This window comes from Enterobacter sp. BWH64 (assembly GCF_001037645.1).
GTDB classification, from domain to species: domain Bacteria; phylum Pseudomonadota; class Gammaproteobacteria; order Enterobacterales; family Enterobacteriaceae; genus Enterobacter; species Enterobacter hormaechei_C.
Genome location: NZ_KQ089922.1, coordinates 2,365,582 through 2,384,222 on the forward strand (window position 1 = coordinate 2,365,582; position 18,641 = coordinate 2,384,222).

Genomic DNA, 18,641 nt, shown 5'->3' on the forward strand with positions numbered 1-18,641 from the left:
CTTTACTGAAAAAATTGTCTATTTTTGGGCACTTGCCTGACGTCAGTCCACCAGCTGCTGGATAAGCGGACTCCCTTCGCGGATAAACACCGGGATGGTTTCCAGCGCCGCAGGCACCCGGATATGCTCCCCACCGGCGTAGCGCTCACCGTTGAGAGCGACCCAGCTATTGCCCGTCGGCAACCAGACATCGCGCTCACGCTGACCGGCCTGCATAACCGGCGCCACCAGAAGATCTTCGCCAAACAGATACTGATCTTCACACGCCCAGCTCTGCTTATCCTGCGGATAGTGCCAGAACAGCGGACGCATGAGCGGGTCTCCGTGCAGATGAGCCTGCTGGTACAACGCGTCAATATACGGGCGCAGGGTTTCGCGGACGGTAAGCCAGTGCTGCATGATGGCGTAATTCTCTTCTCCGTAACTCCACAGCTCATTAGGCGAACCGCTGTTACACTGAGGAATGCCGTCACGGTAGCGCTCCGGGGGCTGGATCTGCGGTTCGCGATAGCCGTGCATGCGCAGAACCGGTGTAAACACCGCCCACTGGAACCAACGGATCAGCAATTCGTGGAACGCCGGGTCGTTAACGTTCCCTCCCTGGAAGCCACCGATATCGGTTGTCCACCATGGGATCCCCGCCAGCCCCATATTCAGTCCCGCGGCGAGTTGATTGCGAAAAGCATGGAACGAGGAGTGGACATCACCCGACCACGCCAGCACGCCGAAGCGCTGGCTGCCTGCCCAGGCGCAGCGTACCAGGTTAACAATGTCGGTTTCACCATTTGCCTGGAGCCCATCGTAAAAGCCCTGCGCAAAGTCACGCGGGTAGCGATTACCCACTTCCAGCACCGGACCGGCGTGGTAGCGATAGTTGTCAAAATCATAGGCGCGGTATTCCGGTTCGGCTTCGTCCAGCCAGAACAGCTTAATGCCCATGTCGTAGTAATTTTTCTTCACCGTATCCCAGACGAATTTCCGCGCCTCAGGATGGGTCGCATCAAAGAAGGTGGTATTGCCCATAAAATCGAGGTTGACCTGCACGCCACGTTCACTGCTGACCAGCCAGCCTTTGGCTTTCATCAGCGGGTAGAGAGGGCTGCGCGCCTCTACCGTTGGCCACACCGACACCATCAGCGCAATACCCATTTCGCGCAGCTCGTCGACCATCCCTTCAGGATCGGGCCAGTCTACGGGGTCGAAGCACCAGGTGCCCTGATTCGGCCAGTGGAAAAAGTCGATGACCATCACCGACAGCGGCAGATTACGGCGGCGATACTCCCGCGCAACCTCCAGCACCTCCTGCTGGGTGCGGTAGCGTAATTTGCACTGCCACAGCCCGCTGATAAACGCCGGGGCGGAGGGCGGAGTACCGGTGGCTTTCACATACTGGCGGGTGATATCCGCCACCGTGTCGGCGGCGGTGATCCAGTAGTCCATTTCTCCTGTGACGCGGGCGCGCCATTCCGTCTGATTTTTTGCAAAGCTGGCTTCACCAATCGCCGGGTTGTTCCACAGCAGGCCATAGCCAAGGCTGGACTGCATAAAGGGCACGCTGGCCTGGGAGTTGCGCTGTGCCAGTTCCAGCGTACAGCCTTTCAGATCCAGCCACGGCTGTTGATACGGACCCATGCCATAGATGCGTTCATCCGGACGCGATTCAAACCGGACGGTGAGCTGATATTTCCCCCCCATTAGCGGCTTAAATTCGCGGCCATCCAGCTTCAGGGCGCTGACATATTTATCCTGGCTCTTCTCGCTGGCACCGATACCCACCGTTGAACGCTGGCGCCACATCTCTTCCAGCAGCAGTTCGCCGCGCTGATTGTAGAAGGCCAGCTGACCTTTAAGGTTCAGCGTCGCGGTAATATTGCCGTTGCGCAGCGTCAGGCTTTCCGCTTCGGTGACAATCTCAGCCTGGCAAGGGGCGGCGGGCAACAGTGCCTGTAAGGCGTCATCAAAAGTCGGGGAGCAGGTGGCCCTGACGCGCAGGCTGTTTTCACCCCACGGTTCAATACGCAGGATCTGGCGTTCAAAACGCCATTCGATACTGTTGGAATGTTGGATCAGCTCACTCATGGAAAACGCGTCCTTCTAAACAGGGTGTTTGGCAAGATGGATGGATTGCATTGTGCTGTCGTCGAGCTTGTACCAGCGCAGCGTGGCAAACGCGCAGAGTGACAAGACGCCAGGCACGACGGTGAAGAGGGCGATGATGCAGTACATGGCCGTGGTGGTCTGTTCCGGGGCATTGGCGACATAGCCGCTTAAGCCCAGCGTCCAGCCAACAATCGCGCCGCTGATCGCCATCCCCAGCTTGAGTACGGCGAGGAAGGTGGAGAAGATCACGCCGTCCATCCGTTTGCCCTGTTTCCATTCGCCGTAATCGGCGACGTCCGCCATCATTACCCACATCAGCGTGGTGGTGGCCTGGTAAAGGGTGGAGACGATAAACGTCATGGGCACCAGAATAAGCACTGACTTAGGCGCAAAGAACAGGGCGATGCTGAGTACCCCCGCCAGTACGGAACAGTATCCAAACATCTGTACTTTGCTGACGTTCTGCGTCAGACGTTTGGCCAGCGCGCTGCCTGCGGCTTTCCCGAGAATATGCGCCCCGAGCATCCACATAAAATAGCTTGCGCTACCGAGATAATAAGTGACGAAATACATCATTGCGCCAAGGCGAATAACGCCAAAACCAATGTTGGTTAATACCAGGACGGCGACAACCCGCCATTGGTCGTTTCGTAATAAATCCCGCAGTTCCGCAAGATAATTATTGTGGGTAGCGGGAGCCTTAATACGTTCACGCGTATTGACGAAGCAGATCCAGAACATGATGACCGCGATGGTCGCCATAATGGCCATCGCCCAGCGGTAGCCCAGTAATTTATCATCGCCGCCTAAAAACTCTGCGAGCGGCATCATAAAGAATGTCGACAGCGCGCCACCCAGCGTGGCCAGGAAAAAGCGATAGGACTGGAGGGAAATTCGCGCATCGTTGTCGGGCGTGATCACCGCGCCCATGGAGCAATAGGGAATATTGATTGCGGTATACATCAGCATCATCAGGGTATAGCTGACGGTGGCGAAAATCATTTTACCGTGCAGGTCGAGCGACGCCGGAACGGCGTAGGTCAGCAGACAACTTGCGCCAAAGGGCAGCGCCAGCCACAGCATCCAGGGGCGGAATTTGCCCCAGCGCGTGCGCGTCCTGTCTGCGATATAGCCCATCGCCGGGTCTATTATGGCATCGGCGGTTCTCGCCAGAAGAAACATGGTGCCCACGAATGCGGCAGGTAGCCCCACCACGTCCGTATAGTAAAACGTCAGAAAAATAATGACGTTATCCAGCCCAATATGGCTCACCATATCGCCTAACCCATAACTGATCTTTTCTTTACGGGTAATTATTTCGGTCATTGTATTCACCTTGCCAGTGTAAGGTTTATTTTTGAGGTGCTCCGTAAACAGGGTTAACCATGATGAAAAGGTTAACAATTGCGAGATCTGGCATCGGGGTTACGTAAATTTCTTTTCGTGATACCGGTAACAAATAATATATTTAAACAGTGACTTTATACGGTGGAGGATAGGTAACAGCGAATCGTTTCAGCGAAAAAATAGTCATTTCACGGACGCGTCATTGTCATTTAACTGTCATTGTGCGGGGGTAAAAAAGAGGCAAATGGGCAAAGCAGAGGGCATCATGAACGATCCTATGTTTGTCGAAACGCTGATTATCTCCTCATCGTTTTTTATTATCGCGATTATTTTGATTGCTTCCGTGCTGCTGCTGGAAAACGGCTGACCGTTAGCCAGCCGCAGTATTTATTGTTTACGGAACGTCACCAGTTCAGGACGGGCGATACGCAGATAGTCCTGGGTGTCCATAATCACCGACTTTTCCAGCAGGCCGGCGTTAAAGGCGATCTCATCGAAGCGCTCAAACAGCAGCGGATCGGCGACCAGCGTCAGATCCGGATGAAAGCTGAAGGGGGGAATGGCGCCGAAGACGCAGCCGGTAAGCGCATCCACTTCAGCCGGACTGGCGAGAGAGGCCTTTAGCCCACCGAAATGACTGGCCAGAAGGCTCAGATCGGCCTGCCGATCGGCGGCGAGGATTGCCAGAATATGTTTCTTAACACCGTTGCCTTTTACCTTGCAGACCAGTGCTTTTGCACCCTGCCGGAGATCGGTCCCGCGAATTTCACTGACCGCTTCGCATTTCCCAACGGCCTCATGCGCCACCACGCGAAAGCGCGCCTCCTGCTCGGTTAATAAGCTGATTAGCCGCTGATGGGTCGTCGTCCCGATCACGTCATCAGACATAACGATTTCACCTGTGATTTGCCAATACGTAGCTTGCTACATTAGCACGGGACGGAGAGGGCTGAAAGAAAACAGCCAGCGGGTGCGCTGGCTGTTGGGTCATGCGTTGCTGGTGGACGACTGTTTCTGGAGCAATTCGCTAAATTCTAAGTGACTGAATTTAATTTATAAAACTCTTTCCCCAAAACATCCCCAAAATAATTCCCCAAAACTCCCTGTTTAAATCACAACTTTTTTCCATTCTAGACCACGATCATCTCCATACATTACGCTCATTGCTTCGGTTTTATGCCCTAAAAGAGTTTTGACATCTATACCCTGAGCTTTGTATGTTCTTGATGAAAGCGAGCGCTGTTCATGAAACGGCGGAAGGGCAGTGCAATCCTTAGGCCAGGTAATATTTGCTTTATCTCTTGCCTCCTTAAAATATCTTGATATCGTTTTTTCTGGAACGTGAGATCCCGCTTTACCGTAAGCGTGATGCTTAACATGGTGGATCAGATAAGGGCTTACTACTCTATCGCGACACTTACTAATAACATCAGCCAGAGTCAACCCGATTGCATCGCACCTTAAATTTAAGGGGATAGCTAACTTCATTCCGGTTTTATTTTGGGTAACATGAAGGTGATTATCCCAAATGTCACTAAACTTCATCTCGACTATGTCACCTATCCTTTGCCCGGTTACTAAAGCCAAAAGCATAGAATTTTGAGCGCAAGGAGGTAAAGAGCCTGCGCTTTCAAAAATCAACTTCCATTGTTCAATGCTAAGTCTGCTTCGTTTTACTTTGGCTATTGGATTTTTTACAGCTAAGGCTGGGTTGTAGCCAGGATCAACCTCGCCAGCATGCTGTGCCTCTTTGAACACGTCGTTTAGTACGCTTCTTATCAGTTGGCCCATTCTGTGCTTTCCCTCTGCCTTATATTCATCAATAATTTTTGCAATGAGTCTTGTATCAACATCCTTCAGGCGAAGGTTTGGCACTCTATCTGCGAGAATCTGAGAACATAATCGTCTGGATTTTACAGTAGGGTTTTTTATCTCACCGTCACGCAACCTTTCCATCTGAATTTCGATATATTTTTTAATCCACTCAGAAACACGTATACCTTGATCCTTTTTCCCTGAGCTCTTCATTGCCATATCAATCAGAGCATAAGATTGCTGAGTTTCTTGTTCTGCGGTTATACGGTTCATCTCGATTGCAGCAGCTTTTGCCGCTTCCTCATCTGTTCCGAATCCAATAAATGAACCTGTTACAGGGTGGCGATATTGCCAATAAATTTTTGAAGTACGCTTATCTAACTTACAGTAAAGGTTGGGTATTTTGACATTATGTTTTCTGGGGCGAGCTGCCATTTATTGCTTTCTCCACTAACTGGCGGGCCTTGTCTGATAATGATGACGAAATATCAACACTGCCAACCATGCCAACAAAACGAGCATCTTCATCTATAACCCAGCGTCGACCTTGCTTTAAGGCTGGCGGATAAGTCTGTTTGGTCTTTGCTATTTTGTTTAATGCTGAGTTGCTTAATGGATATTTGAATCCATTAGGACCAGATGCCCACTCATGAAGTGTTACTAACTGCCCCATGCGTTTCTCTCCACTTAACCGGCTGCACCCGGTGTTTATTTCTGCAAATTATCTTTCATGCTCTTAATTGTTACCGTAAGCAGATCGATATCAGTAACTTTTCCGTGAACGATTTCAGCTATCCGCTCAACAATAGCGCGGTAGTTTGTTTGTTCGGCTTTACCATAAAGCAGCGATGCCAGAGCAATCTTCATCGCCTCAAGCGCCATCACCGCATCTTCGTTTACTACTCCTGGCGTCGCATCGCGCTCTTCTTCAAGCACAGCGATTGTCTTCAGGAGCCAGTCTTTAGTGAGAGTGCTCATGGATTAGTCCTCATCCTGCGGTGCTTTCAACGGGCGATGGGAAATCGATCGTCCCTTCAATGTACGCCCCTGCAACACGGCACGCCGGAGACCAGTCGGACGCTTTGCCCATGTCTAATGCCTCTTCAACTTCTTTGTATTTGCGCAGGTCATACAGGTGAATATTTGGATCGCCGATGGTGTAAAAACCGATTTTTTTCGGTGATGGGCAACGGTCAAGCACCTCTTGCAATTCATCGATCCATGCCTGTTCTTTTTTGGTCAACTTAACCATACTCACTCTCCTTTCCCGGCTGTGGCGTTTTCTGCTTCATACAGCCATGCATCTACCGGATTAAGCGAGCTTTCGATTGGCGTGCCACCTGATTGATGCATCAGAGCTTTTGCGCGTAGAAATAGTTCCTCCAGCTCTTCAAGCTCAGCAATCCGCTTCTCTGCGGCTTCCAGCGCTGCTATCAACTCGTCTGTATAGCTCTCTACTTCTGACGCCACTATCCGAAGCTCATCGCTATGAACCTCCATAGTAAGACGTGAAAGACGGTGCTGGTTGGCGTGTTTCGGCACGCCTAATAATTGGTGCTTGTTGTTCATTTGGCTGCTCCTTCTGCTTTCCGGCGGCTGACATAAGCACGAATTGCATCGCGAACTTCTTTTCGCTCTGATTCTGTTAGCTTCCTAGTCGGTCTCATCCACTCAGGAACGTTATTAGTTTCTTTGGCTGGCTTGCTCATGACTGCACTCCTTTGCGAAGCTCGTCGGCGAAGTTCTCAGCATCAGCGGCCATGCCAGCAGCCTCTTCAGACATCCTCATGCTTCGGCTACGCAGAGCCTGCTGTCGTTCTCGCTTATGTGCGGCAAACATCTCCACACCCTGCGCCCGCACTTCAGCCAGGAAAGCGTCGGTCGCTGGTGTTTCGTCCAGCAAATCAGTCAACGCATCAAATTCGGAAGGCTCGACGACATATTTCAATTCGTCACCGTTAATCTCACACTCTTCTGATGTTTTGCTTACTGCGGTGATTGCATTTTTCAGCCACGCATTCTCCGCAGCCAGCGCAGCGAGCTTGGCTTCTGATTCGGCAAGTTTCTTACGCAAACCAGTTTCACAGCTATGCGCACCGCTGCGCCCCCTCTCAAAGGAGAATCCGCAGTCACAATAAAAAACGTTTTCTTTTTCGGTAATCATGATGCTGCTCCATGACGCTGAACGGCGATAGCTTTGTGCTCGTCGATGATTTCCACGACTTCTGCATGGACCAATCCTTTGAGATAGATAACACCTGTGTCGCTTATACCCGCCAGGCTGATCAGCTCTACAAGGCGACGCGCTTTCTTAACGCTAATTTCTGGCGCTATAACGCTGCGGGTGACTTTCTTCTTACCTTTGGCAGCAGCAGAAGCTTTATCCTTCTGAAGAACCTCACCGGCCTTTTCGCCAAACTCTTTTACTCGGTCAACGGCCACATCTACAGACACGGTCCCGGACTTAACTTCTTTCTGAACGTCGTGATTGGCTGTGCTAAGAAGCAGAAGCTTTTCGACAGTAGGGACAGACTTGTTGACCAGTTTTGCTATCTCGCTGGTGGTCTGGTTGAAGGCGTTATGAAGCTCCTGAATAACAGCTGCCTGTTCCATATCGGATAGCGGGAGCTGGTTGTTACTGGTCATGATGCGCGCCAGGCGCTGAACATCGCTACCGTTGAACGGCATGATGTGGATGCGGTCTACTGGCTTACCAGCTTCTGCACAACGCGCATAGCAGCGACGACGACGGTGGCCTTCAACAACCCACACTCCACCTTCATCACGGGCTATAACTTCCAGCGGGGGAACGGAGCCACCGTTCATCAGATAGTTGAAGAGGTCATCATCTGCCTGGCGGGTACGTTCATCATCTTCGCGTTTGTTGAAACCTTCCCGCACATGGATTTGGTCGAGGCTGATGAACATCCCGGTATCGGTGCGCTTGATGGTCCCGTCACGGGTCATTTGCTTGAATGAGTTAGCCATCAGAGAGCCACCTCGCTATTTTGGGAAATGACGACGGTAGACAACTCACGTAGTTCTCGCTGGGCTTCCAGTAAATGCATATTTGTTCTGATCTTCGTGTGGCGTTCAACAATGCGGTCACACTCTTTGGCCCAGCTTGCGACATCTTCACGCAACGTGGCGTTCTGAACAGCCAGTTCCTTACGCTGAGCCATCGCTTCACAAAGCGCGACGCTGGTATAGTCCAGGCGGTTAGCCAGTTCTTTCATAATGCCGCAATAAGCTGGCGGAAGGAGAGGGGCTGCCTTACGCGCTGCGTCAATCAGCTGCTCCCGGGTCATGCGTGGTTGTAACTCGGTGACGTTCTGTGTGTTAGTCATGGATAGTTTCTCCGTGTTATACGCGCTCTGCACAGCGCTGAATTTTGGTTGCACGAATCCCTCGCCGATTGGCGACAAAAAATAAAGGGGTTTCGTTTTAATAAGCACCCAACCAGGGCACTTAGTGAAACGGGCGGCTGCCACCGCCAGTTAGCTTCTCCACAATTGGAAGCGCGTTCTCCTGAGTTGATTTAACGACTACGGCCTCTCAAGTTGAACGCTGAACGCGCTTTCAGTTGTGTAAAAGGGGCGGTCGACAATAAGGACATTCAAAACTGCCGACCGCCAAGACTACACACAGCATGTGGTACAGCTACTACGGTTAACACAACTGGAAGCGCACTCCGTTCGTTTACTTACCTGCCATCCACAACCGATAGTTGATGGAGTGCGCTTTCATGTTGTGTGCCGGGATTCCACCGGCTCCCATCTGTTTTTATAGCCACTCAGATATCGTCTGGGCTGTCACCTGATCGCCACGCTGGTGAAACGTCTCTGGCCGTCGTACTTGCCTGGCTTGCACATTCCGGCTACCCGCTGGATCTGGAAAAAGTAATGCAAGGAATCCTCGGACCGCTGCGGCACATGTGCCATATGCCGTACTGCTAACTGTTAGTAGCTAATGGAATTAATATGTACCAATAGTTCAATTATGTAAAGTACCAAAAGTACATTTAATGATTGCAATGCAATAATGTATTGATTTTTCGGGTTATTTATTTTTATCAGATAATGATGTTATGATTAAATAAACATCAGAAAGGGGCGCATTAATGGATTTGGACGATGAAAGGGTAAGTATGATTGTTCATGCCATGGGCAGGGCGGTTAAGGATTTGTCGCTCTCAGGCCAGCCATTGACGCAGGAAGCTATCATCAAGAAGCTGGAACAGTATCGCAGAGAAACGGGCAATGTGATCGGCAAGGGAGTTAACAGGGATGCTGCGGAGATAGTGAGGAAAGGTAGTAAGGCTGTGAAGTAAGCATTAAAACCCGGCCTGACGCCCGGGTCATTTGATAAAGTATTTAGAAAAGACAGCTAAAAGCACAGTTATGACTAGAGCTGTAATGATTTTCCATGTTTGAGCATTCAACTCTTTATGTAGCTCTGTCTTTACTGACTGAATATCTTCTTTTGAAGCTAGCTTGTCTTTGATGATTGCAACATCGGTTACAAGGGTTGCGACTTTTGTTTCAAGCTCTTTCACTCTCTGAAGCATATCGTCACCTCCGCCACTGCCGCTACCATGCTCAGTATTATGAGGTGCATAATTTGTGTTTTCAAGGTTAGGACTATTTAATTTAAAAAGCTCTCCCATCTACTCAAAATCCCCCGCTACGATAAAGTGACTTTCCTTAATATCAATTAGATTTCCTTTATTCCCGTCTGCCCCGCTGTCATAGAGGGAAACCTTCGCAGTGTATAAACCTGGGTTTGTTAACCTTATGCCTTTCAGGTAGAAAGAAGAAACGGAGGAGTAGTGATCTTTGTTTGGGTATCCACTGCCTAATACGTTGAAAGTGCTTTCACCATCGAATGTAGGATCAATAACAGATTTATCATTAAAAGTTACGTCAATCTCGTTCCAGTAAATTTTAGATGTATCTGTTAAAAATCCGCACGTCACAACTAATGAATAGATCTTAAGTGGGTCAACATCAAAAAGAACCACGTTTGGAGTGTTAAAACCGGCAGCCGCGATTCCTTCCTGCAATAAAGTGGTATAAATAAATAAAACCTTTTCATAAATCATAATCTTAATTCCGCAGAAAGGAACTTAAACCAGCCGCAGCTTCGTCTCTACAGCTTGTTATACGCTATTGACTCATGGATGAGGGCTTTGCCCATGATGTATAGCTGGTCCTGATTCTCTTCAGTTACGTACCAGTCTTTGTATGCCGGGTTATCTGAAAGCACGGCTAACTGTAATCCCTGCATTTGCAGACGTTTGACATGAAAGTGTTGCCCGAAAACAAATGCATAAACTCCGTCAACCTTGAAGTTCCTCACTGACACATCAAAGAAGAGGCGGTCACCAGATTGAATCGTTGGGCACATGCTGTCACCGTCTACAGTCATGACCTTCACATCGTGCTGAGGTCGGTTACCAAAGAGGGAGCGCGCATGTTCACTTGTGAACTCAATAGCATGCAGAACTTCTACAAACTCAGAAATCATGAACGAGCCTGGCCCCGCACTGACAGTCAGGTCGAGAACGTCGACGCGGTAAACGTCATTGGCAATACTGGCTTGTCTTTTGATAATCCCATCCTCAGAAGAGTCACCTAACAGGTAAGTGGCAGACGTGCCAAGATAAGCTGCTAATTCCTGCAACTTTCCGCGCCTTGGTATTGCTTCCCCGTTAAACCATTTGCTCACAGCTTTAGGTGTTAGCTTCATTTTCTTAGCAATTTCTGCCTGTCGACCATGAATCTGTAAACCAGCTTTTTCACAGGCCAGCGCTAGCCTTTTGGAGAAGTCTTGTCGCGCTCTTTCTTCCTGAACCATGAGTTCAATAATAGGTGTACTTGCGTGAACTATCAGTTCCGTCATAATATGTACTTTAAGTTCATAAAGTGAGGTTCATATGCAAGAGAAAAAACTCCCAACTCTTACCGAAGCAATTAAGGAGATTGGTGTAATTACCATTTCTTCTGCTTGCGGATGTAGTGCTCGTTCCATCTATAAGTGGATGAAAAAAGGATGTCTGCCTCGTACAGATTTTACTGGCGAGACTAACTATGCGGAAAAAATCGCTTTAGCCTCCGAGGGAAAATTCTCAAAGGAATTGATCAAGGCGATTAGTCGTCCCCAAAAGCCTACAGATTCAGCGGTTTGATAGAAACCACAGAAAAGAGGATATGACCGTGGGTATAGAACCTGAATGGAAAGTTGAGAAGCAGCCCGCATGGCTGGTGGCTGCAATCAGGAAGACAATTGCCGCTTTGCCAGGCGGATACGCTGAAGCGGCGGAGATTCTGGACGAAACCCAGAACTCACTCTTTAACCGCCTTCGTGCTGGTGGCGACCAGATCTTTCCAATGGGCTGGGCAATGGTGCTGCAAAGCGCTGCTGGAGTAAGTTACATCGCTGACGCGTTCTCTCGTGAAACTGATAACGGAATTCACGTTCCCGGCGCCGTGCCTGATGATGAAAACGAAGAGATTGGCCTGAAACTGGCCGAGCTGGTGGGGAGGCTTGGTGAGCTGGTCAACGCTTACCGTCATTACATTGAAGATGGTGTGGTTGACCGGAGCGAGTGGCAAAGTCTTAACGATATCGCATATCAGTTCAGGGTCACTCTCATGACGTTCCTGAACCTTATTTCCCGTGTTTATTGCCTCCCAGAAATGGGTGAGGCCCGCGAGTGTGCAGCTCCGGGCCCCTTGGCGTGTCGTATCAGTGGAGAAACTAACGCATGAACAGTGTAACGGTAAACAACCGTCTCCCGCAACTACGTGGTATTCCCGTTGTTGGCACCTCGTCGTTTCGGTATGAGCGGATGGTATCAGGCCGCTGGGTTCCATGTAACCACAGCAGGGCTATGGCGATTGTGGGTGTCTGGCGTCGGAAGGGGAGAGCGCTATGCGAGAACTTAACCGGCGTTTCAGAGATCACTATGGCGTCCCGGTGCGCGTCATCAGATGGGAGCCCGAGACCCGACGCGTTATATACCTCCGCGAAGGGTACGATCATGAGTGCTTCAGCCCTCTTGAGCAATTCCAGCGTAAATTTACAGAGTTAAAGGACGACCATGAGCACTAAATTAACCGGTTACGTTTGGGACGCTTGCGCTTCTTCAGGCATGAAGCTGTCCAGCGTTGCCATCATGGCGCGCCTGGCAGACTTCAGCAGTGATGAAGGGGTTAGCTGGCCTTCTGTTGCTACCATCGCGCGCCAGATTGGTGCTGGCGAGAGCACGGTTCGCACAGCTATATCTCAGCTGGAAAAAGACGGTTGGTTAACCCGCCAGCAGCGTCGTAAAGGCAACCGCAATGCATCGAATGTTTACCAGCTCAATGTTTCGAAATTACAGGCAGCTGCCTTTTCTCACCTGTCAGAATCTGACGCGTCAAAATCTGATGCATCAAAATCCGACCCGTCAAAATTTGATGCGTCGAAAAACAGTAATAATGGCAGTTTTCACCCGTCAGAATCTGGTGGGGATCCGTCAGTAAAATCAACTACTGATCCATCAGATAAAAAACCTAATTGTCAGGTTGCGTCGCAACCCGACACTGCATGTGTCAATCAGGTTGATTTGATAACTGGTCAGGCAGTCTTAATCCTCAACCATCTCAATGACGTTACTGGTAAGACATTCCGCAAGGGGAAAAGCTCCCTGGATAATATTCGCGCCAGACTTCGTGAGAACTTCACACACGATGAGTTGCTGTTGGTTATTGATTACAAGCACGAGCAGTGGAAAGACACGAAATACTACGAACACATGCAGCCAACAACTTTGTTCAGGCCGACCAAGTTCGAAGGATATTTGCAGAACGCGTTGCGCTGGAATAGCAAAGGCCGACCTAAGCGTGAGGACTGGGACGCTGTCCGCAAACAAGATCCATTGAAATTCGGTCAGCCAGACAAAGCCATCCCGGCAGGCTTCAGAGGAGCGAACTCATGAGCCTTCTGAAAGATATTCAAATTTTCATCGCTGAAAACCCTGGGTTAACTAACAAACAGATCGCAGCTTCAATGCCTCAGTACCGCCTTCATGCTGTACAGCGCGGTGTATGCCATCTGGTCAAACTAAATCGCGCAACCCGCCAGCATAACGGTAAGTGCTACCAGTATTTTGCCAAAGCGCCGGGTGGTGACGTTAGCGAGGGGCGTTCTGCAATAAAAATTAACCGGGCAGATACACCAGCTGTATCAGAACAGGAAGAAGCTCTGAATCCGGCTGTGACCACAATGATGGATAAGGCTCAAGGCCTGTTTGAAAAAGGGCTCTACCAGCGGGCAGCCACGGTTCTGATGGATGCCTTCAATCGCTCTAAGAACGAAGAGCAGAGGATGAAGATACTGATTGAGCGTCAGCGTTACCTGAGCATGGCGCCGAAAGTGAAAGCACCCTCTAATGCATGGTGTCTGGCTGGCCGAGCGAGGAATGTCTGATGAAATATTCACTGATTTATGCCGACCCTGCGTGGGAATACGGGAACACCATCAGTAATGGCGCTGCAAATAACCATTACGGCACGATGAAGCTTATCGACATGAAGCGCCTCGCGGTTTGGGACCTGGCTGCCGAGGATGCTGTTCTGGCTATGTGGTTCACCGGTACACACACCCGAGAGGCTATCGAGCTGGCTGAAGCGTGGGGCTTTAAGGTCCGCACGATGAAGGGCTTTACCTGGGTAAAGTTCAACCCACTGGCAGAGAAGCATATCAACAAAGTACTTCAGGCAGGCCGTGTGGAAGATTTTTACGACTTCCTCGACCTGCTGAACGCACAGACACGCATGAACGGCGGGAACTACACCCGAGCCAATACCGAAGACCTATTGATCGCCACCAGGGGAAATGGACTTGAACGCAAGTGCGCCAGCATCAAGCAGGTTATTTACAGCCCACTCGGTGAGCACAGCCAGAAGCCAGCAGAGGCGCGTTTCCGTCTGGAGAAGCTTTACGGTGATGTTCCACGCATCGAACTATTCAGCCGTTGCGGTGCGCCTGGCTGGGACCACTGGGGAAATCAATCTGAATCACCAGCTGTTGAGCTTATACCGGCAGTTGCCGTTCCCATGAAAAAACTACAGGAGCGCGCCGCATGAAAAAGCTATCTACCGAGCATGAGAACGCTGTGCGTGATGTAGCCCGTCAATGCAACGATGCCATCAAAAAAGCCCTAAAGCAGAAGCCAAAGCCAAGCTGGAATGTCGTAGTGCCTCCGATCCTGAAGGAGTACCACGAGAAGGTTAAACCTATGGGAGTTAGCCTGGTGATGTTCAATAGCGTAATCGGACGCCTGAACGGGCGTTATGGAGTCGAGTCATGATCGAATTAACGCCGCGTCAGAATGAAGTGTTCGAAGCTATCAAGCTTCATATCGAAAAGGCTGGCTTCCCACCTACGATGCTGGAGCTTGCCGGATTAATTGGCTGCGCATCACCGAACGCTGCTGTAGCGCACGTGAAGTCACTTAAGAAAAAGGGTTACATCACTGTTGCTCCTGGCGCAGCCAGGGGCATTACCGTCGTCAAAACGGAATGGGAAGCAGATCCAGTAACGATCATCAAAGACCTGCTATCCGGCGGAGACAATGCCAGAGATAACGCTGTTGAATGGCTGAAAAAACAGGGAGTGAGTTTATGAAACTGGTGCTCCCGTTCCCACCGAGCGTAAACACATACTGGCGAGCCCCGAATAAGGGGCCGTTAAAGGGCCGCCATTTGATCAGCGCCAAAGGCAGGGCATATCAAAGCGCGGCCTGTGTCGCCATTGTCGAGCAGCTTCGCTTCCTTCCAAAGCCATCAACAGCACCTGCTGCCGTCGAAATTATATTGTACCCACCAGACGAACGCCGCCGCGACATCGACAACTACAACAAGGCGTTGTTTGACGCGCTCACGCACGCAGGCATTTGGGAGGATGACAGCCAGGTGCAGAGAATGCTGGTGGAGTGGGGGCCGAAGGTACCGGGTGGACGTGTAGAAATATCCATCAAGAAACATGAACCTCTGGCGGGTGCAGCCGCCTGATAAGTGGAGAAGAGCATGAATCAGATGAACATCACCGTAACGTGTCCGACGCACCATGCCGCCGCGATAGGCCCTCAGATAACGATGTCCAGTCGTGAAATTGCGAAGCTGGTCGATTCACGTCACAGCAATGTCTGCGTAACCATCGAGCGACTGATGAAATCCGGCGTGATTGGGGGGTATGCTGCAATGCAGTACACCCATCCTCAGAACCAGCAGACTTACCACTACTACGAAGTTAACAAGAGAGATAGCTATGTGATCGTCGCGCAGCTGTGCCCGGAGTTTACCGCCCGTCTGGTTGATCGCTGGCAGGAACTGGAGAGCGGGGCCGGGATGGTTGTTCCCCAAACACTCCCTGAAGCACTCCGGCTCGCCGCTGATCTTGCTGAACAGAAGCAACGTCTGAGTGAAGAGCTGGCAATTGCCGCACCAAAGGCTGAATTTGTTGATCGCTACGTCAAAGCCACCGGGTCAATGACATTCCGGCAGGTTGCCAAGCTCCTTAACGCCAAAGAACCCGAGTTCGCGATGTTCCTCATTGAGAACGGCATCATGTACCGCCTGAACCGCGTGCTTACTCCGAAGAGTAAACACATCGAAGCAGGCCGATTTGAAGTTAAGACCGGGACCACCAACCAGACCAACTATGCGTTCAATCAGTCTCGTTTCACGGCGAAAGGGGTGCGCTGGATAGGTGGACTTTGGGCAGAGTATGTCGCTAAGGGGCAAATTGCGTGAGAGCCATACTGACGCCTGAAATTGCGCCGATGACCGGGGTGGTTCTGTTCCGCCCTGGTAAAGAACTGCTCTGGCTATTCCGTCAGGGAAGGGTAGTTATTGAGCCACCATCCGAAGCCATCCAGCATCTGCCGTCCGGAATAATCCCTGAAGCCCACCAGCCTCTTACTGATGATGCCAATATGCAGGCCATTTTCGTTAACGAGAGGATCATTCAGCGAGCTGGTGGATTGAGTAGCCTTGATGCCTGGCTGGAGAGAAAATTTGAATGTCAGTGGCCTCACACTGACTGGCATGCCAGTGATTTTACGGTTATGCGCCACGCTCCGGGGAGCATTCGTGTTTGCTGGTCATGTGATAACCATTTACGTGAGCAAACCACTGAAAGACTGGCAGGAATTGCCATGCAGAACCTGGTAAAATGGCTGCTGGAAAGGGTAAATATTGATTTAGGTTTCAGCGCTGACCACACTCTTTCGCTTCCTGAGTTCTGCTGGTGGATGGTACGTAATGATCTGGCTGACCTTGTTCCTGAATCGGTGGCGAGTAAAGCACTCAGAATCAAGCCAGAACAGCACAGTTCAGTGATGAGGGAAAGCGACATTGTCCCGTCATTACCGGCTACGCAAATCTTTCAGGAGAAGGCAAAAAAGATAGTGGCGGTGAAGGTCGATCCTGAAACGCCGGAATCTTTCATGCTGAGGCCAAAGCGCCGACGCTGGGAAAACGAGAAATACACCCGCTGGGTGAAGTCGCAGCAGTGCAGTTGCTGCAATAATCCGGCAGACGACCCCCACCACCTGATAGGACACGGGCAGGGTGGAATGGGTACTAAGGCGCATGACCTGTTTGTGATACCGCTGTGCAGAGCGCATCACGACGAGTTACACGCTGATCCTGTGGCATTTGAAGCGAAATACGGCGACCAGTTAACGCTGCTGTTTCGGTTTTTAGATCGTGCGCTGGCAATCGGCGTATTAGCATGAAAAGTGGAGATAACATGCGTGATATGTATGAAGTTTTGGACTTATGGGGAGCATGGGCTGCATCAGAACATAGTGGAGTTGACTGGCAGCCTATTGCAGCAGGATTTAAAGGATTACTTCCTTATGGGAAAAAGTCTCGTTTGCAATGTTACGATGATCAGGGCATAAAAATCGATGGATGTGTTGCAAGACTGAGAAAGCACAAATCCGAACAATATGAACTAATTGTTGCTCATTTTATTCTCGGTATTTCTCTGCGAACTATTGCAAAAAAAAGAAAATGCTCAGATGGAACCATTAGAAAGGAGCTTAATGCTGCCCTAGGTTTTATAGAAGGGGTACTATGCATGTTAGACCTTGACTAATAATTTATATAAAACTACTAGGGTGCCAATTGAAGTTGGCACCCATGAAGCAGAAAGCAAAAAGTATAAAACTTTTTTACAAAATGATTCATTATCCTTTAAGTGAGCCTTAGCTTCGCTGATTCGCGTTTCTAAATCAGAATTTTTCAACAATTCCTCATCTTCACTGTCAATCTTCTTTAATAATGATGTGAACACAATTTCTTTAGCGTGAATTACTCTCTTAAATTGTTTTTGTTGTGAAATAATAACCAAGTGCATAATGATTGAAGTTAAAACAATGCCAATAAATGCAACAATTATTTCTCCAGTTTCAATTAACTTAAACAATGCAATAGAACCCACTAAGGAAATTGGTATGGCCAATACTTTATTAGATAAGTCTAATAGTGTTTTCGAGATTTTTTCTGCGAAATCAATTTCCGCGTCTGCTATTTCTTTTCTTGCTTTGTGAAATGAGAAGGCAGACATATAAACTGCAAGATTATTAGAGTATAATTTGTTTATTGACTCCAGATTTGATACCAAATTAGTGAAGCTGGGTTTATGGTTTATAATGTATTCTATTAGGGTATTTCGGAAGGTGTTTATTTTTTCCTCGTAATGAGCATCTGTGAGTGGGTTTATGGCTACAAGACTATTAATTAGCTGGGATTGAATATTATTAACGTTTAGAATGTCGGCTTGAATAGAGGTTTCTAAAACAGCAGAGGTTGATTTTGACTCAGAATCCATCACAAATACGAGGCGATAGAAGCTATTTCCGCCCTCATGTTTAATATCATGATAATGCGCAATTTTCGCTAGCGAGCAAATGAGTGTTAGGATTTTTTCAAGCTGTAATATGAATGTGGGTTTCTTTTCCTCTTGAGAGTAGAAGTTATCTTCAACAATAAAGTACTCTTCTGGGAAACACCCTTTTGAAAGGCAGTTGGCTTGAATAAAATCATTGCAGTCCAAATAAAATTTGCTTGCGTCGCCTTGGTTAATAATGAAAGTGTAGCGGCATGTTGCCCACGAATTAGGGTAATCATCTGCATGGTCAATGTTAATGTTGTCAAGTTCTAATTCGCTCAATCTGCCTGCCGAAAAGAACTCCTCCATAATATTTTTCAAGATAGTGTCTACTAATGCAGAATAGCCAACTGTGCCCGTAATACAGGCACCGTCAAAATCAACTTGTGTTGAAGTTCTGAATAGTTGAACAATTTTATATAAATCACTCATGT

30 protein-coding genes are annotated in these 18,641 nt (G+C 49.3%); 14 read left to right on the plus strand and 16 right to left on the minus strand.

Annotation, left to right across the window (positions count from 1 at the left end; all coding sequences use genetic code 11):
• Positions 1-42: 42 nt before the first annotated feature.
• Together SK50_RS11285 and SK50_RS11290 are read right to left on the minus strand one after the other, a co-directional pair.
• Positions 43-2,079, minus strand: coding sequence for a glycoside hydrolase family 31 protein (locus SK50_RS11285; RefSeq protein ID WP_048229414.1), 2,037 nt, complete (start codon positions 2,077-2,079; stop codon positions 43-45).
• Between the two features lie 15 nt (positions 2,080-2,094).
• Positions 2,095-3,426 carry a glycoside-pentoside-hexuronide (GPH):cation symporter gene (locus SK50_RS11290; RefSeq protein ID WP_048229416.1) on the minus strand — a complete coding sequence of 444 codons (1,332 nt, stop codon included), beginning with the start codon at positions 3,424-3,426 and terminating at the stop codon, positions 2,095-2,097.
• A 286-nt stretch (positions 3,427-3,712) separates the two neighbouring features.
• On the opposite strand from SK50_RS11290, the gene yoaI reads away from it, so the two are divergent.
• Positions 3,713-3,814, plus strand: coding sequence for a small membrane protein YoaI (gene yoaI, locus SK50_RS24150; protein ID WP_017384693.1), 102 nt, complete (start codon positions 3,713-3,715; stop codon positions 3,812-3,814).
• Positions 3,815-3,834: 20 nt separating this feature from the next.
• On the opposite strand, the gene SK50_RS11295 is transcribed toward yoaI, so the two are convergent.
• From SK50_RS11295 to SK50_RS11330, 10 genes are all read right to left on the minus strand, one after another.
• The gene (locus SK50_RS11295) at positions 3,835-4,335 is read right to left on the minus strand and encodes a YbaK/prolyl-tRNA synthetase associated domain-containing protein (RefSeq protein WP_015570783.1); all 501 of its coding nucleotides are present in this window, start codon (positions 4,333-4,335) and stop codon (positions 3,835-3,837) included.
• 219 nt (positions 4,336-4,554) lie between these two features.
• Positions 4,555-5,697 carry a phage integrase Arm DNA-binding domain-containing protein gene (locus SK50_RS11300; RefSeq protein ID WP_048229417.1) on the minus strand — a complete coding sequence of 381 codons (1,143 nt, stop codon included), beginning with the start codon at positions 5,695-5,697 and terminating at the stop codon, positions 4,555-4,557.
• On the minus strand, positions 5,672-5,935 hold the full coding sequence (locus tag SK50_RS23235) for an excisionase (RefSeq protein WP_022650818.1): 264 nt from the start codon (positions 5,933-5,935) through the stop codon (positions 5,672-5,674). Before SK50_RS23235 ends, SK50_RS11300 begins: the two co-directional genes overlap by 26 nt.
• Positions 5,936-5,970: 35 nt before the next feature.
• On the minus strand, positions 5,971-6,240 hold the full coding sequence (locus SK50_RS11305; RefSeq protein WP_048229418.1) for a hypothetical protein: 270 nt from the start codon (positions 6,238-6,240) through the stop codon (positions 5,971-5,973).
• A gap of 10 nt (positions 6,241-6,250) precedes the next feature.
• Complete coding sequence (locus SK50_RS11310) at positions 6,251-6,514, minus strand: hypothetical protein (protein ID WP_048229420.1); 264 nt, start codon at positions 6,512-6,514, stop codon at positions 6,251-6,253.
• A 2-nt stretch (positions 6,515-6,516) separates the two neighbouring features.
• The gene (locus SK50_RS11315) at positions 6,517-6,831 is read right to left on the minus strand and encodes a hypothetical protein (protein WP_053070544.1); all 315 of its coding nucleotides are present in this window, start codon (positions 6,829-6,831) and stop codon (positions 6,517-6,519) included.
• Complete coding sequence (locus SK50_RS23865; RefSeq protein ID WP_156171091.1) at positions 6,828-6,971, minus strand: hypothetical protein; 144 nt, start codon at positions 6,969-6,971, stop codon at positions 6,828-6,830. The genes SK50_RS11315 and SK50_RS23865 overlap by 4 nt, the downstream gene beginning before the upstream one ends.
• Complete coding sequence (locus SK50_RS11320; protein WP_053070545.1) at positions 6,968-7,426, minus strand: hypothetical protein; 459 nt, start codon at positions 7,424-7,426, stop codon at positions 6,968-6,970. Before SK50_RS11320 ends, SK50_RS23865 begins: the two co-directional genes overlap by 4 nt.
• Complete coding sequence (locus SK50_RS11325) at positions 7,423-8,250, minus strand: hypothetical protein (RefSeq protein WP_048229422.1); 828 nt, start codon at positions 8,248-8,250, stop codon at positions 7,423-7,425. The genes SK50_RS11320 and SK50_RS11325 overlap by 4 nt, the downstream gene beginning before the upstream one ends.
• Complete coding sequence (locus SK50_RS11330; RefSeq protein ID WP_223832634.1) at positions 8,250-8,609, minus strand: hypothetical protein; 360 nt, start codon at positions 8,607-8,609, stop codon at positions 8,250-8,252. Before SK50_RS11330 ends, SK50_RS11325 begins: the two co-directional genes overlap by 1 nt.
• Before the next feature lie 773 nt (positions 8,610-9,382).
• Between SK50_RS11330 and SK50_RS11335 the strand changes: the two genes are divergently transcribed.
• On the plus strand, positions 9,383-9,592 hold the full coding sequence (locus tag SK50_RS11335; RefSeq protein ID WP_048229423.1) for a hypothetical protein: 210 nt from the start codon (positions 9,383-9,385) through the stop codon (positions 9,590-9,592).
• Positions 9,593-9,619: 27 nt separating this feature from the next.
• Here SK50_RS11335 and SK50_RS11340 read toward each other — a convergent pair whose 3' ends face one another.
• The 3 genes from SK50_RS11340 to SK50_RS11350 are packed head-to-tail and all read right to left on the minus strand — an operon-like array spanning position 9,620 to position 11,163.
• Positions 9,620-9,928 (minus strand): hypothetical protein, encoded by a 309-nt coding sequence (locus SK50_RS11340; protein ID WP_224019211.1) that lies wholly within the window; start codon positions 9,926-9,928, stop codon positions 9,620-9,622.
• Positions 9,929-10,363: a hypothetical protein gene (locus SK50_RS11345; RefSeq protein ID WP_048229424.1), complete on the minus strand. Its 435-nt coding sequence runs from the start codon at positions 10,361-10,363 to the stop codon at positions 9,929-9,931.
• Positions 10,364-10,410: 47 nt separating this feature from the next.
• The gene (locus SK50_RS11350) at positions 10,411-11,163 is read right to left on the minus strand and encodes an XRE family transcriptional regulator (RefSeq protein ID WP_047727474.1); all 753 of its coding nucleotides are present in this window, start codon (positions 11,161-11,163) and stop codon (positions 10,411-10,413) included.
• Positions 11,164-11,197: 34 nt separating this feature from the next.
• Here SK50_RS11350 and SK50_RS23240 point away from each other — a divergent pair, with 34 nt between their 5' ends.
• The 12 genes from SK50_RS23240 to SK50_RS23245 all read left to right on the plus strand — a co-directional run bounded on the left by SK50_RS23240 (position 11,198) and on the right by SK50_RS23245 (position 17,412).
• Entirely contained in the window at positions 11,198-11,449 is a 252-nt protein-coding gene (locus SK50_RS23240) for a hypothetical protein (protein WP_071842884.1), read from the plus strand.
• 22 nt (positions 11,450-11,471) lie between these two features.
• Complete coding sequence (locus tag SK50_RS11355) at positions 11,472-12,032, plus strand: YmfL family putative regulatory protein (protein WP_006809184.1); 561 nt, start codon at positions 11,472-11,474, stop codon at positions 12,030-12,032.
• 163 nt (positions 12,033-12,195) lie between these two features.
• Positions 12,196-12,375, plus strand: a complete 180-nt coding sequence (locus SK50_RS11360; protein WP_032619902.1) for a DUF4222 domain-containing protein — start codon at positions 12,196-12,198, stop codon at positions 12,373-12,375.
• Complete coding sequence (locus SK50_RS11365) at positions 12,365-13,243, plus strand: conserved phage C-terminal domain-containing protein (protein WP_048229425.1); 879 nt, start codon at positions 12,365-12,367, stop codon at positions 13,241-13,243. The genes SK50_RS11360 and SK50_RS11365 overlap by 11 nt, the downstream gene beginning before the upstream one ends.
• Positions 13,240-13,734, plus strand: a complete 495-nt coding sequence (locus SK50_RS11370) for a hypothetical protein (RefSeq protein WP_048229426.1) — start codon at positions 13,240-13,242, stop codon at positions 13,732-13,734. Before SK50_RS11365 ends, SK50_RS11370 begins: the two co-directional genes overlap by 4 nt.
• Positions 13,734-14,393, plus strand: coding sequence for an MT-A70 family methyltransferase (locus SK50_RS11375; protein ID WP_048229428.1), 660 nt, complete (start codon positions 13,734-13,736; stop codon positions 14,391-14,393). Before SK50_RS11370 ends, SK50_RS11375 begins: the two co-directional genes overlap by 1 nt.
• Complete coding sequence (locus tag SK50_RS11380; protein WP_022650831.1) at positions 14,390-14,617, plus strand: hypothetical protein; 228 nt, start codon at positions 14,390-14,392, stop codon at positions 14,615-14,617. The genes SK50_RS11375 and SK50_RS11380 overlap by 4 nt, the downstream gene beginning before the upstream one ends.
• Positions 14,614-14,934 carry a LexA family protein gene (locus SK50_RS11385; protein WP_048229431.1) on the plus strand — a complete coding sequence of 107 codons (321 nt, stop codon included), beginning with the start codon at positions 14,614-14,616 and terminating at the stop codon, positions 14,932-14,934. The genes SK50_RS11380 and SK50_RS11385 overlap by 4 nt, the downstream gene beginning before the upstream one ends.
• Positions 14,931-15,320, plus strand: a complete 390-nt coding sequence (locus SK50_RS11390) for a RusA family crossover junction endodeoxyribonuclease (RefSeq protein ID WP_045326198.1) — start codon at positions 14,931-14,933, stop codon at positions 15,318-15,320. The genes SK50_RS11385 and SK50_RS11390 overlap by 4 nt, the downstream gene beginning before the upstream one ends.
• 84 nt (positions 15,321-15,404) lie before the next feature.
• Positions 15,405-16,061, plus strand: a complete 657-nt coding sequence (locus SK50_RS11395) for a phage antirepressor KilAC domain-containing protein (protein ID WP_040118293.1) — start codon at positions 15,405-15,407, stop codon at positions 16,059-16,061.
• Complete coding sequence (locus tag SK50_RS11400) at positions 16,058-17,047, plus strand: DUF968 domain-containing protein (RefSeq protein ID WP_048229433.1); 990 nt, start codon at positions 16,058-16,060, stop codon at positions 17,045-17,047. Before SK50_RS11395 ends, SK50_RS11400 begins: the two co-directional genes overlap by 4 nt.
• Before the next feature lie 14 nt (positions 17,048-17,061).
• Complete coding sequence (locus SK50_RS23245) at positions 17,062-17,412, plus strand: antiterminator Q family protein (protein ID WP_074185088.1); 351 nt, start codon at positions 17,062-17,064, stop codon at positions 17,410-17,412.
• Here the strand turns inward: SK50_RS23245 and SK50_RS11405 are convergent.
• Positions 17,398-18,639, minus strand: coding sequence for a hypothetical protein (locus tag SK50_RS11405; RefSeq protein ID WP_048229435.1), 1,242 nt, complete (start codon positions 18,637-18,639; stop codon positions 17,398-17,400). The genes SK50_RS23245 and SK50_RS11405 overlap by 15 nt on opposite strands.
• Between the last annotated feature and the right edge of the window lie 2 nt (positions 18,640-18,641).

Coding starts and splice junctions, on each gene's coding strand:
- SK50_RS11285 (WP_048229414.1), bottom strand. CDS start 2,079: ATGAGTGAGCTGATCCAACATTCCAACAGTATCGAATGGCGTTTTGAA.
- SK50_RS11290 (WP_048229416.1), bottom strand. CDS start 3,426: ATGACCGAAATAATTACCCGTAAAGAAAAGATCAGTTATGGGTTAGGC.
- yoaI (WP_017384693.1), top strand. CDS start 3,713: ATGAACGATCCTATGTTTGTCGAAACGCTGATTATCTCCTCATCGTTT.
- SK50_RS11295 (WP_015570783.1), bottom strand. CDS start 4,335: ATGTCTGATGACGTGATCGGGACGACGACCCATCAGCGGCTAATCAGC.
- SK50_RS11300 (WP_048229417.1), bottom strand. CDS start 5,697: ATGGCAGCTCGCCCCAGAAAACATAATGTCAAAATACCCAACCTTTAC.
- SK50_RS23235 (WP_022650818.1), bottom strand. CDS start 5,935: ATGGGGCAGTTAGTAACACTTCATGAGTGGGCATCTGGTCCTAATGGA.
- SK50_RS11305 (WP_048229418.1), bottom strand. CDS start 6,240: ATGAGCACTCTCACTAAAGACTGGCTCCTGAAGACAATCGCTGTGCTT.
- SK50_RS11310 (WP_048229420.1), bottom strand. CDS start 6,514: ATGGTTAAGTTGACCAAAAAAGAACAGGCATGGATCGATGAATTGCAA.
- SK50_RS11315 (WP_053070544.1), bottom strand. CDS start 6,831: ATGAACAACAAGCACCAATTATTAGGCGTGCCGAAACACGCCAACCAG.
- SK50_RS23865 (WP_156171091.1), bottom strand. CDS start 6,971: ATGAGCAAGCCAGCCAAAGAAACTAATAACGTTCCTGAGTGGATGAGA.
- SK50_RS11320 (WP_053070545.1), bottom strand. CDS start 7,426: ATGATTACCGAAAAAGAAAACGTTTTTTATTGTGACTGCGGATTCTCC.
- SK50_RS11325 (WP_048229422.1), bottom strand. CDS start 8,250: ATGGCTAACTCATTCAAGCAAATGACCCGTGACGGGACCATCAAGCGC.
- SK50_RS11330 (WP_223832634.1), bottom strand. CDS start 8,609: ATGACTAACACACAGAACGTCACCGAGTTACAACCACGCATGACCCGG.
- SK50_RS11335 (WP_048229423.1), top strand. CDS start 9,383: ATGGATTTGGACGATGAAAGGGTAAGTATGATTGTTCATGCCATGGGC.
- SK50_RS11340 (WP_224019211.1), bottom strand. CDS start 9,928: ATGGGAGAGCTTTTTAAATTAAATAGTCCTAACCTTGAAAACACAAAT.
- SK50_RS11345 (WP_048229424.1), bottom strand. CDS start 10,363: ATGATTTATGAAAAGGTTTTATTTATTTATACCACTTTATTGCAGGAA.
- SK50_RS11350 (WP_047727474.1), bottom strand. CDS start 11,163: ATGACGGAACTGATAGTTCACGCAAGTACACCTATTATTGAACTCATG.
- SK50_RS23240 (WP_071842884.1), top strand. CDS start 11,198: ATGCAAGAGAAAAAACTCCCAACTCTTACCGAAGCAATTAAGGAGATT.
- SK50_RS11355 (WP_006809184.1), top strand. CDS start 11,472: ATGACCGTGGGTATAGAACCTGAATGGAAAGTTGAGAAGCAGCCCGCA.
- SK50_RS11360 (WP_032619902.1), top strand. CDS start 12,196: ATGCGAGAACTTAACCGGCGTTTCAGAGATCACTATGGCGTCCCGGTG.
- SK50_RS11365 (WP_048229425.1), top strand. CDS start 12,365: ATGAGCACTAAATTAACCGGTTACGTTTGGGACGCTTGCGCTTCTTCA.
- SK50_RS11370 (WP_048229426.1), top strand. CDS start 13,240: ATGAGCCTTCTGAAAGATATTCAAATTTTCATCGCTGAAAACCCTGGG.
- SK50_RS11375 (WP_048229428.1), top strand. CDS start 13,734: ATGAAATATTCACTGATTTATGCCGACCCTGCGTGGGAATACGGGAAC.
- SK50_RS11380 (WP_022650831.1), top strand. CDS start 14,390: ATGAAAAAGCTATCTACCGAGCATGAGAACGCTGTGCGTGATGTAGCC.
- SK50_RS11385 (WP_048229431.1), top strand. CDS start 14,614: ATGATCGAATTAACGCCGCGTCAGAATGAAGTGTTCGAAGCTATCAAG.
- SK50_RS11390 (WP_045326198.1), top strand. CDS start 14,931: ATGAAACTGGTGCTCCCGTTCCCACCGAGCGTAAACACATACTGGCGA.
- SK50_RS11395 (WP_040118293.1), top strand. CDS start 15,405: ATGTCCAGTCGTGAAATTGCGAAGCTGGTCGATTCACGTCACAGCAAT.
- SK50_RS23245 (WP_074185088.1), top strand. CDS start 17,062: ATGCGTGATATGTATGAAGTTTTGGACTTATGGGGAGCATGGGCTGCA.
- SK50_RS11405 (WP_048229435.1), bottom strand. CDS start 18,639: ATGAGTGATTTATATAAAATTGTTCAACTATTCAGAACTTCAACACAA.